We start from the raw sequence: 12,675 nt of genomic DNA, 5'->3' as shown, positions 1-12,675 counted from the left end.
TTGCTACTTCTTAGCTATACGACCATAATTAATATAATCTTGAGTAATTAATGCAGCTTCTTCCAAAAATGGGTCAAGCTCTTCAATTACTTCAGGTAAATCGTCTAAGTTTTCTACCGGATCTTTACCTAAACGCTTAAGACGTTCGTTAGTACGTACAAGTGCACGTGCTTCACCTTCATCTTTTTCTTTAATACGCGTAGCTTCAACTAAAGAGATAGTTTTACGGTCTTTCTCTTCGTTGTATAAGGTAATGTCATTAAATATATAACCAAATTCTGGTTCTGATTTTATTCGTACTTCGTGTTGTTTCTCAAGGTACGTAATAATAGGTGTTAAATTACCTAGTTTTTTGTATTTCGCTTTAACAATGCTATCCCAAGGAAGTGCATTATCTTGCTTACTTTCGCCCCACTCTGCAGGGTCAATTGCTGATGGAAACGAAATATCAGGGATCACACCTTTATGTTGCGTACTACCACCGTTAATACGATAAAACTTAGCAATTGTATACTGCACACTACCCAGCGCATTATCGTATAAATCGTAAGCGCGGCCTAAGCCTTTGTGCTGCTGCACAGTACCCTTACCAAAAGTTTGTTCGCCAATAATAACCGCACGACCGTAATCTTGCATAGCTGCTGCAAATATTTCAGAAGCAGAGGCACTGTAACGATCAACTAAAACAGTTAAAGGACCATCGTAATAAGTTATACCATCGCGATCTTTTTGCTCTTCAATACGGTTATTTAAGGTATGAATTTGAACCACTGGACCTTGGTCAAAAAACAAACCAGACAGTTGTGTTGCTTCATATAAAGAACCACCACCATTTTGACGTAAGTCGATAATAATACCATCAACTTTTTCTTCTTTAAGCTTAGCCAGTTCAACTTTTACATCTTTCGAAAGATTATTGTAAAAGCCTGGAATTTCAATCACTCCAACTTTACTTGTTAAATCAGAGTATTTGGCTTCAAATACTTCTGATTTAGCCGCTCTATCTTCAAGTCGAATTTTATCACGAGTGATTTCAACAACTTTAGGTGCGCCGTGAGCGTCAACACCTTTTAAATACTGTAGACGTACTTTAGTCCCTTTAGGACCTTTAATTAAATCAACTACGTCATCTAAACGCCAGCCAATTACGTCTACAAATTCTTCGCCATCTTGGGCAACACCAATAATGCGGTCATCAGCTTTAATTTGATCTGTTTTATCTGCAGGGCCTCCCGGCACTAAGCTGCGAATAACAGTGTAGTCTTCATCAGGGCTTAGTACGGCACCAATGCCCTCAAGCTCTAAGTCCATATCCATTTTGAATTGCTCTGCTCGACGTGGCGATAAATAAGACGTATGCGCCTCAATACTGCGTGCTAGCGAATTCATAACAATTTGAAAAGCATCTTCTGAATTAGATTGTACTAAACGTTTTTCTGCATTTTTATAGCGTTTGGTCAGCACTTCTTTAATGCCTTCCCAATCTTTACCCGTCATTTTTAAACGCAGTGCGTCGTACTTTACACGCTCACGCCAAATTTCATCAAGCTCAGCTTGCGACACAGGCCATGCTGAATCTTCACGGTCAAAAAAGTATTCATCTTCTTTATCAAACGTCATTTCTTTTTCAAGTAAAGTAAGTGAATACTCATAACGTTCAAAACGGCGTTTAAGACTTAAGTTAAAAATATCAAACGTAAAGTCTAATTTACCGGTAGTAATAGCGTTATCAAAGTCATCACGATATTGCTCAAAAGAAGCGATATCGCTGGCTAAGAAAACGCTTTTGTTAAAATCAAGGGATTCGATATAACGATCGTACACTTTACTAGAAAGCTCATCGTTAAATCGAACCGGTGTATAGTGTGAACGAGCAAATAAGCTAGCCACTCGTTTGCTAGCAGTACCATGTTGACTCTCTTGCTTAAGCTGGGGTAAATCGTCAATTGTAACGGCTTCTACAGCAGCAAATAATGAACCTGAAAACAGGGCAGCAACTAACGGAATGAGCGTAAACTTTTTACTCATACACAACTCCTTAATTTATTTACAACTTAAACGATGTATAAGCTGTCAGCTTTGGTTTTAACTTGCATACCTGTCACTAATTCAACATGAACGTCATCTTTGTTCACTTCAGTGATTACTGCATTTACAAGTGCTTGGCCAAGTTTAACCTTAACCTTATTATTAACCTTGACCTCAGTTGCTGGTAAAGGTTCAATTTTTCCTGAACGTTTAACTGGCGCTGCTTTAGCAGGTTTGTTAGCCGCAGGTGCGTTTTTATCGCCTGCTTTGCTAGCATGAGCTGGTTTTTTCTTGAAAGATTTAGAATCAGAATCTTGGCGAGGACGCTGTTGTTTTTTGCGTTTTGCCATTTTAGCGCGGCTTTCTTCCAATGCTTTTTGTGCATGGTCGATATGCTCTTGCTCAACTTTTTCACCTTGATTACCATCAAGATCAATACGAAACTCTGACTTTGTCACAGCTTCTAAATAACGCCAGTTAGACGTGTACTTTCTAAGCGCTTGACGAACTTGAGTCTTACTTACTTTTTCAGACCCTTCAATACGCTCAGCAATATCTTTAAAAATACCTACTTTAAGCGGCTTGATGCCATCTTTTTGTTTAAAACATTGTGGGAATTCTTGATATAAAAATTCCAACACTTCATTAATATCTTTTAGCTTGTTTGTGGTTTCCATTTTAGAACCTATTTTTCACATCTTTTCATCAAGGGACGAATCGACGTAGTGTGTTACCCAGTCGACCAACTCTTCGAAATCGGCTTCTATTACAGCCATATCACCTCGAAGGTGTTCCCAAATACCATTAATTGTTTCATCAATAAATTCACATTCTGAATCATCTGGTAGACGATCCCATGCAATATGAATTAAATCATTGAGCGTTTCCGCTACATGTTCTTCTTCGCCTTCCCAGTCGCCAACATCTTGCACAGCAAATAGGTAGTCTTGAACATTTAGCAAATCTTTCATTACAGGCTCGCCTCTAAGCATTTCACTAATGCTTCAAGACCAGCTTTATCATCAGCATCAAATCGACCAATACTTGGACTATCAATGTCTAGTACTGCGAATACTTTACCATGTTTCATGATAGGTACAACTACTTCAGAGTTAGACGCTGCATCGCAGGCTATATGGCCGTCAAAAGCGTGAACATCTTCAATTAATTGTGTTTCTGCGGTTGCCGCAGCTGTCCCACATACCCCTTTCCCAACGAGAATACGGATGCATGCAGGATTACCCTGAAACGGACCAAGTACTAATTCAGTAGGAGAATCCATAAAGTAAAAGCCCGCCCAATTTACATCTTCTAAAGAGGTAAATAACAGCGCGCTTATGTTTGCCAAATTGGCAATTACATTAGATTCACCAGCTATCAGCGATTCAGTTTGCTTAACTAATGACTGGTAAAAATCGTGCTTTTGCATACCAAACTACTTCTTATTAAACATACAGTAGCTAAAGGTACTCTTTGTCGTGAAAAATTGGAACCTTTTGGAGGTAAAAAAAAGGAAATCGCACCGTTTATCAGCGTGCTTGGTCAATAATGCTGCGATTATTTTTTACCGATTTACGAAGACCAAATAAAAACAGTCCAGCTGCAAATGCTGACATAACACTATTAATCAAAAATATCTCGCCAGTTGAGGCACTTAATAAGTAACTAAATATAGCGCCACCTAACAAACCAAGCGTTAATACACCTGAATAATTAACTTTAGAATACTTAAACATTAGTAAATACCCTGGCACAACAAAGGCCGCCATTGTTAAGCCTACAATATGTGCATTTGAGATAGCAGTCATCAACAGTTGAAAAAATACGGATAAGAAATCACCCTGTAGCGTTAGTGCATAATACAATCCTAACAAGCTGCCAATAATTACCGGGGACAATAATGAAAGCGCGACGCTTTTTGCGAGTTGATGTTTCATCTAATAATCCTTAATACAGAGTATAAATTTTAATGCATTAAGCATGCACCAAGATCTAAAGCTTAGAAATAGAGACTATGGTCGTAACTTATGATGATAAAACATACAATATATAAGCTAGGTAATTTAATAAAGACAAGCACTAGACTTTTTTGTTAATGGATCGAGAGGTCGGGATTTGAACCAACACTCTCGAATTAAATAGTTGAATTAAACGACTTACTACAAGAATACTTATTTAATGACGTAAACAAACCAATCAAAGACCTCATTTAAAGGTAATATTGTTATTCAACATTACAACCATAATGAGTTTGCAAATTTTGTTCATGTTCTAGATTAAAAGGCACTGAGGGGTCAAAAGTGGGGGCATCTTTCACTTGCTGCTGCGTCATATCAACATAAATTTTAGAAGTAGGCCAACTCACCTCTTTAATCCATTTGGGAGCAATCAAAACCAGATGACCCAACCACCAATTACTGGTGTTAATAATCAAATAACGAATTTCCCAGGTGTCGGTATCTATCAACATACCTTGTAAGTGACCTAGATCACCGTCTATGACATCAAGTTTGTAACCCGTTACTGCATTACTACTGCGTAGATGATGATCATTATCTTGAGATAATGCAGCATCAACATCTGCGAAATTATCTGGTGCATCTAAGTTATCAGGCTTTGGTGCGACACTATAATTACCAGGTGACATCATATTAGGGCCGGGATCACCTCCCAAAATATCAGTGTTATCCCAATAATGTGAGTAACCATAATATCGCATGTATTCTAGCTCATACTGCCTAGAAACTGGCTTTTCGCTATCCATATCAGGGCAATTTTTAACTTGTTTTCTTGAAATTGTAACAGTGAGCGTCTGTGGTTTCTGATTCAACTTTTTAATTGATATAGGTGAAAGTAATATTTTTTTGCTCAATAGCCAAGTGCCAGTTTCAACCACCAAATATCTGATCACCCAGTGTTTATCATCAAAATAAAAATCTTTGGTAAGCCCAATATCTCCATCCGATGCATCAATGGCTAAATTTTTTAAATCATTCAGAGTATGTAACATGACGTATTTGCTCCAAGTTAAAGATGGCAAACAATAAATCATTGTTTTGTTAATAGAGTTTATATTTAAAAGCTTGCAGCAATATTCTCATTCAATCTGTTCGCTATCGCACCGAAGTAGCATGAATACAAGGCTAATCTAGATTTATCTATACATTTTAAGGTGAATTGAATATGGCTAAAATAGAAAAACTAGAGTTAGCAGCCCATCGCAACGATATTATTGAAGACGTCAGTAATTTGATTGAGAAATATCGCACTATTTTTGGCTGGGATGTGCCCGATATCGATGAAAAATTGGCAAAAAATTTAATTGTGAATGAAGTTCGCCAAGCGCTTGATAATATCAACAATGAATAAATTACAACGACCTACCAAGCTAGCTAAAAGTTCGAATGCAAACAGATGAAATCTCTGCAATCGCTTATTGTATATTTGCTGTTTGCTTATTGGATCTGAGAGCTAAGATAATTTGAAAAAGAGTCTGTTCTGAATATTACTGCTTATGTGTTTGAATTTTGCTTGCTCTGATATTTTGCGCCCCACCACTGACCTGAGGAATACTATAATGCCCAGACCAATAAAGCCCAAAACACTTTACCACTCAACATTTAAACTTATTTTTAAGCTCCCGCTTATTGCGATACTAACACTATGCGGGCCGTCCGCTTTTGCAGGCGATGGACCATGGCCGTCGTTTACAGCGACAACACTCATACTTACGCCGTCTCGTAATGCCGCAAAATCTACTCGGGAGTGGGTTAACACATTACGTTCAAAAATCGATCATGATAAATATCGGATTCGGGACGTCCTAGCTGTCAATTTACCATTCTTTATGTCGGAAGAGGATGCCATTGGTCGGGCAAAAGAAAAAGTACCGCAACGCTACCACGATCAAACTTGGATTCTGAACTCACAGGTCATGGAAGAAGCGTTAGGTGTGCCCTCAGATAGTGATGAAGCAGTCATTGTTGTTTTGGATAAGAACGGTGATCTGATATCGCAGGTTCATGGTAAAGTTACAACAATCCGAATGAATGAGATCACCAATGCCTTGCAGAGCCTCGCAAGAAGCTAACAACTCCACTACTGACCATTAACGTATCAAATAAAATCGTTCAGTAGTTTAGCGCGTGATTTAATTCGTTGAATTGCTTAAATACTTATGCGAATTGGTATAACATTTCAATTAAACGATATGTTCTCTTTTGAGTTTTAGAATGAATCTCAAGCATGAGCAAGTGCAGTACTTTTTTTGAACACAAAAAAGCCCGCTAAATTAGCGGGCTATTTTGTTATATGGTGGAGAGATAGGGATTTGAACCCTAGATGGGCTATAAACCCATGCCGGTTTTCAAGACCGGTGCATTCGACCACTCTGCCATCTCTCCGATACTGCTAAGTTAAAAGTAAGAGTGTACTAATAACTATTTAAATGAATGATACTTTAATTACCACACACTTATTAAATAAGTGGTGGAGAGATAGGGATTTGAACCCTAGATGGGCTATAAACCCATGCCGGTTTTCAAGACCGGTGCATTCGACCACTCTGCCATCTCTCCGCACGGCCTGCATAATAGGGAAACCCATCCCTTTTGTGAAGCTTTTTTTTAAATTAATTGTTTAAGTGCTTAAAAAACAATTAATTTGTCTAAAGTTAGAACAAAGTGTTTTTAATTTAGCCGTCAATACTCTTTTATTTAAATATTTAACTCTATTGATCTACAAAGGTTTGCCCAAACATATAAGAGTTGGTAATCTAATTTTAGTTAAATTATCGAAACACACACGTTTCACTTAAAGGAGCTCTACAATGGCGTTTAATCAATCGTACAATACCGCGAAACCGGTAATGTCTACCATTGAAACAAACAAGGTACTTAAAAACACCTACTTTTTACTAGCTATGACACTTGCGTTCAGTGCTGTTACAGCCGGTATTTCAATGGCACTACAATTACCTTACTTTATGGGAATTGTGTTTACACTTGTTTCGTTCGGTTTATTATTTGTTGTAAATAAAAAAGCAGATACAGCATCTGGTGTATTTTGGGTGTTTGCTTTCACAGGTTTAATGGGGGCAGGCTTAGGTCCATTGCTTAACCATTATGCTGCAATGCCTAATGGCCCAATGCTTATTATGCAAGCGTTAGGTTCTACGGCGCTTATCTTTTTTGGTTTATCTGCTTATGCACTGAACACTAAAAAAGACTTCTCATTCATGGGTGGCTTTTTAACGGTTGGCTTAATCGTTGTGATTGTAGCTAGCATTGTTAATATTTTTGTTGGCAGTTCACTTATGTTTATGGTGCTTAATGCGGCAGTTGTATTGATCATGTCTGGCTTGATTTTATTCGATACAAGCCGAATCATTAACGGCGGCGAAACCAACTACATTCGCGCAACAGTGTCTTTATACCTAAGCGTATATAACTTATTTACGTCTTTACTTGCTCTACTTGGCGCAAGTGATGACTAATTAAATAGTTCTGTTAAAATAGCCCCTTAATTGGGGCTTTTTTATTGGAATTGTTTTGTCACGTTTTGTTCTTTCATTACATACACCACCATCCGATCACGATACCACGCAACGCATTGTTAAGTTTGCGAATGCATGTTTAGCCCAAGGGCACACCATTGATGCTATTTTTTTATACCAGCAAGGTATTTATCAAGCATCTACCCACTTTGATTTATCCTCAGACGAACTTCAAATTTCAGCACTTTGGCAGCAACTCGCCGATCAAAAACTAAATTTAATGCTGTGTGTTACCGCCGCTGAAAAACGCGGGTTAGATATTAAAAACACAGGTGTATTTGCAGTTGCAGGGTTAGCTGAATTTGCAATGCTTGCAAGCGACGCTGATAAATGGGTGCAATTTAAATGATAAACGTATTAGTAATGAGTCAGTGCAGTCCATTTGACGATTTAAATATTCGTGATGCACTTGATATGACATTGATATTTGCTGCCGTTGACCAAAATGTAAGTTGGTTGTTTAGCGGCCCTGCCGTTTTGGCTTTAAAAAAGCATCAACAACCAAACAATATTGGCTTAAAAGATTTTTTTAAAAACATTAAAACACTCGAAATCTATGATGTTGAAAACATCTACGTGTGTGAAAAGTCATTGCTTGATTATGGTTTAAATAAGCATGATTTACTCATAGAGGCAAAAGCACTCAACTTTAGCCAACAACAAACATTAATTAAAGCGCAGCAACATGTGGTGAATTTATGAGTACATTACATATTTTTTCTAAGCCGCTTAACTATTATTCGGCAAATCAGCTAGAGAACTTAATTTTATCAACCGATAACGTGCTACTTGTTGGTGATGCCTGCTTTGCAAAAAAACAATTTAGGCAATTTGCAGATACACTGTTAATACTTGAACAAGACGCGCAAGTACGTGCAATAAAATTAACAGATAACGATAAAGCCATTAGCTATGAAGACTTTGTAGCACTCACTTTATCAACTAATCAATCAATTACGTGGTAACTCATGCTTGAATTTAACAACCAACAGGTTGAAACCGACAAACAAGGCTACTTGCTTGACCATACTTTGTGGTCAAAGGAGCTTGCACCTGTAATTGCTATCCAAGAAAACATCACGCTTAGCGTTCAACACTGGGAAGTCATTAACTTTGTTCGTGATTTTTATATTGAATATAACACCAGTCCAGCAATTCGGATGCTTGTAAAAGCAATGGCTAAAGCACTCGGTGAAGACAAAGGAAACAGCCTTTATTTATATAAATTATTCCCTAAAGGCCCTGCTAAGCAAGCAACAAAAATCGCCGGATTACCAAAACCAGCTAGGTGCATATAATGAGATCTAAATCAGGTAATAATCAAGTAACTGAATCCAAGCCAAAAAGAAGTACAGGGCGTACTTATTCTCGCAGTGCACTTAACAAAACGCCTTCAGGTAAAAGAGAAATAAAGCCGCAAATAGCATCTAAAGACAGAAAAATTGTGTTATTCAATAAACCATTTGATGTGCTGTGCCAATTTACAGATGACGCAGACAGAAAAACTCTCGCTGAGTTTATACCTATTAAAGAAGTTTACGCAGCAGGAAGATTAGACAGAGACAGTGAAGGTTTATTACTTTTAACAAACTGTGGAAAATTGCAAAACACCTTAACTGCACCTGATAAAAAAACGAATAAAACATACTGGGCACAAGTTGAAGGTGAACCAACAAGTGAATCAATTAATGATTTATGTAATGGCGTAGAACTTAAAGACGGGCTTACACTCCCCGCTAACGTTAAAATAATTGATGAGCCTACAATTTGGACTCGTAATCCGCCTGTACGCGAGCGAAAAGCAATCCCGACTACTTGGTTAAGTATTACCATTAACGAGGGTAAAAACAGACAAGTTCGCCGAATGACCGCGCATATTGGACACCCTACACTTCGCCTCATTCGTTATAGCATTGGCAACTATACCTTGGATGATATTAATTGTGGTGAATACAAAGTAATTAAGGGCGTAGTTGATGCATAAACCGCATGTAACAGTTGCGGCAATAGTAAAAAAGCAAAATGAGTTTTTACTTGTAAAAGAGCGCGATAAATTTACACAGCAGGTTTGTTACAATCAACCTGCGGGTCATTTAGAGCAAAACGAAACGCTTGCACAAGCTGCAAGCAGAGAACTACTTGAAGAAACAGGCTTAGCGCTTGGGCCAGTCGGCTTTTTAGGTGTGTATAATTTGCATGCCGAAAATGGAGTGCACTATTTACGATTCTGCTTTTTATTTGAAGCGCCTGATAATATAAAAGCGGCAACGCCAATAGATACCGACATTATCAGCGCTAACTGGTATACATTAGAGCAAATAAAATCACTACCGCTTAGAAGCCCTTTAGTATTGAAGTGTATTAACGACAGCCTGAATCGACCAGCGTTAAGCCTAGAAACTATTTATAATTAGCTATATTGGGGAGTAGCTTAAATAAAATAATTAACTTTGTTTTATTTACTCTGAGCTTAGCGCTATGCAGTTACGCCCTTGTTTTTTAGCATAGTACAGGGCGTTATCAGCAGCCTTTACAAAGCTGATTTCATCACTATTTGTATAGTCACTGATGGTATTAATACCCATACTTATAGATAAAAATCCGGTAAAGCTATCCTGGTGTGCAATAGCTAAGTTTTCTACAGCTTTTTGTATTTGCTCAGCTATAAACAACGCCCCTTGCCTATCGGTTTGAGGTAATAAAACAACAAACTCCTCTCCCCCATAGCGAGCAACAAAATCTTCTGGGCGACTAACCGTTGAAGCAATTGTTTGAGCCACATCATATAAACACGTATCGCCCGCTACATGCCCATACCGGTCATTAAATTGTTTAAAATGGTCAATATCGATAATAATCATCGATAGCATGCCTTCGCATTCTTTTGCTCGTTCGTACTCATGCGTTAGTTTTTCATCAAACCGACGCCTATTTGCGATTTTGGTTAATGCATCTAAAAAGGCCATATCTCTGAGTATATCCTCTGCCTCTAAACGCTCTGTAGCATCATTAAAAACAGCTAAGAACTCTTCACCTATATCAATCCCTGATATCTCCATCATCACTTGTGAGCCATCATGACAAGACACACGATAGTTATTTGCGGGTATATCGTTATTATTATTCAGCGCTTTTTCAAGTGAGTCTTGCCACAGCTCTTTTGCAAGTGCTCTGTATTGCGGATCTGGATACGCTTTTTCCCACCACGATTTAAGATTAGGTACATCCTCTACTGTATAACCAAAAACATCTACAAAACGTTGATTAACTTTCAAAATATCGCCCGTCTTGGCACACACATTACATACCGGCATTGGCAAAACGGTAAATAACCTAGCGTAGTGACTTATCTCATGTTTGCGCATAGGGTTGAGTGTACTTTGAGGTAAGTAACTCATTGGCATATCACTTTTTTCAATACTAAGCTTTTCGTCCATTTCTAAAGCGAAATACCATTCAAGCCACCAGTGCTCCACATGCTCCAGCACCTTTAGCTCAATGTTCTTTTTAAAGGTTGAACCCTTTATTAAGCTAAATAACTCATGTACATGGTTTGGTTCTTGGTAAATATGAGGGTTTTTGAGTTTTATTAACTCATAAAAAAGGTGATAGGCTGACTTTTTAAACTCTGTCGTTTTACTGGAGAGTAATTCACTATCCACAAAATCAGATTTGCGTGTGTAGTGTTCAACTAAAGAATTTATCTTGTTTATTTGATAGGCATAATTCATATATTCATTCCATTGACTATATATCAAGCGACTTAAAGTGGTTTACATTCATATACTCACCACTATTTTTATTTTATTAAGTGTATATTTACTCTAGTAGTTTTAAAAGAAAATACTATTAATAAAACTTAATAACTACATGAATTATTCTATAGTCTTAATTTATTAGTAAAGATCACTTTAATATTACTAAAGTTACAGCCTGATAACGCGCTTAAGTCTAGTTTGCTATTTGTTATATAAATAAAATACTGACTAATTCCCCTCTTTGCGCCCTTAGTCTCTTTAAGCACAAACAAAATACATGCTATAATCGCGGCCTTTCCAAGTTAACAGCAATCTGTATAAGCGAAATTATTCATGAGCGAAAATAGTCACATTAAAGTCATTGTTGGCATGTCCGGCGGTGTTGATTCTTCTGTATCTGCATATTTATTACAACAACAGGGCTACCAAGTAGAAGGCCTGTTTATGAAGAACTGGGAAGAAGACGACAATGATGAATACTGTGCTGCCGCTGATGACTTAAAAGATGCACAAGCAGTGTGTGATAAGTTAGGCATTGAACTTCACACAGTAAACTTTGCAGCAGAATACTGGGACAACGTATTTGAGTACTTTTTAGCTGAATACAAAGCAGGTCGTACACCTAACCCAGATATAATGTGTAACAAAGAAATTAAATTTAAAGCCTTTTTAGAATTTGCTGCTCAAGCACTAGGTGCTGACTTTATTGCAACGGGTCACTATGTTCGCCGCGAGCTTCGCGATGACAAATACGTAATGTGTCGCGGACTTGATAACAATAAAGATCAAAGCTACTTCTTATATACTCTAAGCCATGAACATATTGGCCAAACGTTATTCCCTGTAGGCGATATCGAAAAACCAGAAGTACGCCGCATAGCAGAAGAACAAGACCTAATCACTCACGATAAAAAAGACAGTACAGGTATCTGCTTTATTGGTGAGCGTAAATTTAAAGACTTTTTACAAAAGTTCTTACCAGCACAACCTGGCGTTATCGAAGACACAGACGGTAATAACGTAGGCGAACACGAAGGCTTAATGTACCACACACTTGGACAACGCAAAGGCTTGTTAATTGGTGGAATGAAAGAAGGTTCTGGTGAGCCTTGGTACGTAGTAGATAAAGACCTTGAGCGAAATGTACTTATTGTGGGCCAAGGTAAAGATCACCCTCGCCTATACAGCAACGGTCTTAACGCAAACCAACTTCACTGGGTAGACCGTATTGGCCCTAAAGGCACAACTCGCTGCACAGTAAAAACGCGTTACCGCCAAGAAGACTTAAGCTGTACCCTACTTGTAGGTGAAGACGGCATGGCCCGCGTATTGTTC

General features: G+C 38.0%; 16 protein-coding genes, 2 tRNA genes and 1 pseudogene (1 of these 19 running past the window's edge). 10 read left to right on the top strand and 9 right to left on the bottom strand.

Features of this window, described 5'->3' with window-relative positions; genetic code table 11:
• Nucleotides 1–3: 3 nt before the first annotated feature.
• From prc to L659_RS0100190, 6 genes are all read right to left on the bottom strand, one after another.
• A complete protein-coding gene (gene prc, locus L659_RS0100215) occupies nucleotides 4–2,028 on the bottom strand; it encodes a carboxy terminal-processing peptidase (RefSeq protein ID WP_024589182.1) in 2,025 nt (674 codons plus the stop codon).
• 26 nt (nucleotides 2,029–2,054) lie between these two features.
• Nucleotides 2,055–2,705 carry an RNA chaperone ProQ gene (gene proQ, locus L659_RS0100210; RefSeq protein WP_007586916.1) on the bottom strand — a complete coding sequence of 217 codons (651 nt, stop codon included), beginning with the start codon at nucleotides 2,703–2,705 and terminating at the stop codon, nucleotides 2,055–2,057.
• A gap of 15 nt (nucleotides 2,706–2,720) precedes the next feature.
• Complete coding sequence (locus L659_RS0100205; RefSeq protein ID WP_002961910.1) at nucleotides 2,721–2,999, bottom strand: hypothetical protein; 279 nt, start codon at nucleotides 2,997–2,999, stop codon at nucleotides 2,721–2,723.
• Nucleotides 2,999–3,457, bottom strand: a complete 459-nt coding sequence (locus tag L659_RS0100200) for a GAF domain-containing protein (protein WP_024589181.1) — start codon at nucleotides 3,455–3,457, stop codon at nucleotides 2,999–3,001. Before L659_RS0100200 ends, L659_RS0100205 begins: the two co-directional genes overlap by 1 nt.
• Before the next feature lie 100 nt (nucleotides 3,458–3,557).
• Entirely contained in the window at nucleotides 3,558–3,965 is a 408-nt protein-coding gene (locus tag L659_RS0100195) for a hypothetical protein (RefSeq protein WP_024589180.1), read from the bottom strand.
• A 287-nt stretch (nucleotides 3,966–4,252) separates the two neighbouring features.
• Nucleotides 4,253–5,038, bottom strand: a complete 786-nt coding sequence (locus L659_RS0100190) for a PRC-barrel domain containing protein (protein ID WP_024589179.1) — start codon at nucleotides 5,036–5,038, stop codon at nucleotides 4,253–4,255.
• Between the two features lie 173 nt (nucleotides 5,039–5,211).
• Here L659_RS0100190 and L659_RS0100185 point away from each other — a divergent pair, with 173 nt between their 5' ends.
• Complete coding sequence (locus L659_RS0100185) at nucleotides 5,212–5,397, top strand: hypothetical protein (protein ID WP_024589178.1); 186 nt, start codon at nucleotides 5,212–5,214, stop codon at nucleotides 5,395–5,397.
• A 478-nt stretch (nucleotides 5,398–5,875) separates the two neighbouring features.
• Nucleotides 5,876–6,118 (top strand): hypothetical protein, encoded by a 243-nt coding sequence (locus L659_RS1000000123870; RefSeq protein WP_231388417.1) that lies wholly within the window; start codon nucleotides 5,876–5,878, stop codon nucleotides 6,116–6,118.
• Between the two features lie 222 nt (nucleotides 6,119–6,340).
• Here the strand turns inward: L659_RS1000000123870 and L659_RS0100175 are convergent.
• Together L659_RS0100175 and L659_RS0100170 are read right to left on the bottom strand one after the other, a co-directional pair.
• Nucleotides 6,341–6,431: transfer RNA gene (locus L659_RS0100175), tRNA-Ser, on the bottom strand.
• A gap of 83 nt (nucleotides 6,432–6,514) precedes the next feature.
• Nucleotides 6,515–6,605, bottom strand: a tRNA-Ser gene (locus L659_RS0100170).
• Between the two features lie 251 nt (nucleotides 6,606–6,856).
• Between L659_RS0100170 and L659_RS0100165 the strand changes: the two genes are divergently transcribed.
• From L659_RS0100165 to L659_RS0100135, 7 genes are read left to right on the top strand one after another with little or no spacing between them, the layout of a single operon-like run.
• Entirely contained in the window at nucleotides 6,857–7,522 is a 666-nt protein-coding gene (locus L659_RS0100165) for a Bax inhibitor-1/YccA family protein (protein WP_007580214.1), read from the top strand.
• A gap of 55 nt (nucleotides 7,523–7,577) precedes the next feature.
• The gene (tusD, locus tag L659_RS0100160; protein ID WP_024589176.1) at nucleotides 7,578–7,931 is read left to right on the top strand and encodes a sulfurtransferase complex subunit TusD; all 354 of its coding nucleotides are present in this window, start codon (nucleotides 7,578–7,580) and stop codon (nucleotides 7,929–7,931) included.
• Complete coding sequence (tusC, locus tag L659_RS0100155) at nucleotides 7,928–8,284, top strand: sulfurtransferase complex subunit TusC (protein ID WP_007580210.1); 357 nt, start codon at nucleotides 7,928–7,930, stop codon at nucleotides 8,282–8,284. Before tusD ends, tusC begins: the two co-directional genes overlap by 4 nt.
• Complete coding sequence (locus tag L659_RS0100150; protein WP_024589175.1) at nucleotides 8,281–8,547, top strand: DsrH/TusB family sulfur metabolism protein; 267 nt, start codon at nucleotides 8,281–8,283, stop codon at nucleotides 8,545–8,547. Before tusC ends, L659_RS0100150 begins: the two co-directional genes overlap by 4 nt.
• Nucleotides 8,548–8,550: 3 nt before the next feature.
• Nucleotides 8,551–8,880 carry a TusE/DsrC/DsvC family sulfur relay protein gene (locus L659_RS0100145; RefSeq protein WP_024589174.1) on the top strand — a complete coding sequence of 110 codons (330 nt, stop codon included), beginning with the start codon at nucleotides 8,551–8,553 and terminating at the stop codon, nucleotides 8,878–8,880.
• Nucleotides 8,880–9,566, top strand: coding sequence for a pseudouridine synthase (locus L659_RS0100140; RefSeq protein WP_007580204.1), 687 nt, complete (start codon nucleotides 8,880–8,882; stop codon nucleotides 9,564–9,566). Before L659_RS0100145 ends, L659_RS0100140 begins: the two co-directional genes overlap by 1 nt.
• Nucleotides 9,559–9,996, top strand: a complete 438-nt coding sequence (locus L659_RS0100135; protein WP_024589173.1) for an NUDIX hydrolase — start codon at nucleotides 9,559–9,561, stop codon at nucleotides 9,994–9,996. The genes L659_RS0100140 and L659_RS0100135 overlap by 8 nt, the downstream gene beginning before the upstream one ends.
• A 45-nt stretch (nucleotides 9,997–10,041) precedes the next feature.
• Here L659_RS0100135 and L659_RS0100130 read toward each other — a convergent pair whose 3' ends face one another.
• Nucleotides 10,042–11,313 carry a sensor domain-containing diguanylate cyclase gene (locus tag L659_RS0100130; RefSeq protein ID WP_024589172.1) on the bottom strand — a complete coding sequence of 424 codons (1,272 nt, stop codon included), beginning with the start codon at nucleotides 11,311–11,313 and terminating at the stop codon, nucleotides 10,042–10,044.
• A gap of 360 nt (nucleotides 11,314–11,673) precedes the next feature.
• On the opposite strand from L659_RS0100130, the pseudogene mnmA reads away from it, so the two are divergent.
• A pseudogene (gene mnmA / locus L659_RS01000000122825) lies at nucleotides 11,674–12,675 on the top strand (tRNA 2-thiouridine(34) synthase MnmA); it runs 103 nt beyond the window's last position.

Source organism: Pseudoalteromonas sp. S8-8, from assembly GCF_000497875.1.
GTDB lineage: Bacteria > Pseudomonadota > Gammaproteobacteria > Enterobacterales > Alteromonadaceae > Pseudoalteromonas > Pseudoalteromonas arctica.
The sequence above is the reverse complement of the archived record's forward strand: the minus strand, read 5'-3'. Positions and strand labels throughout refer to the sequence as shown.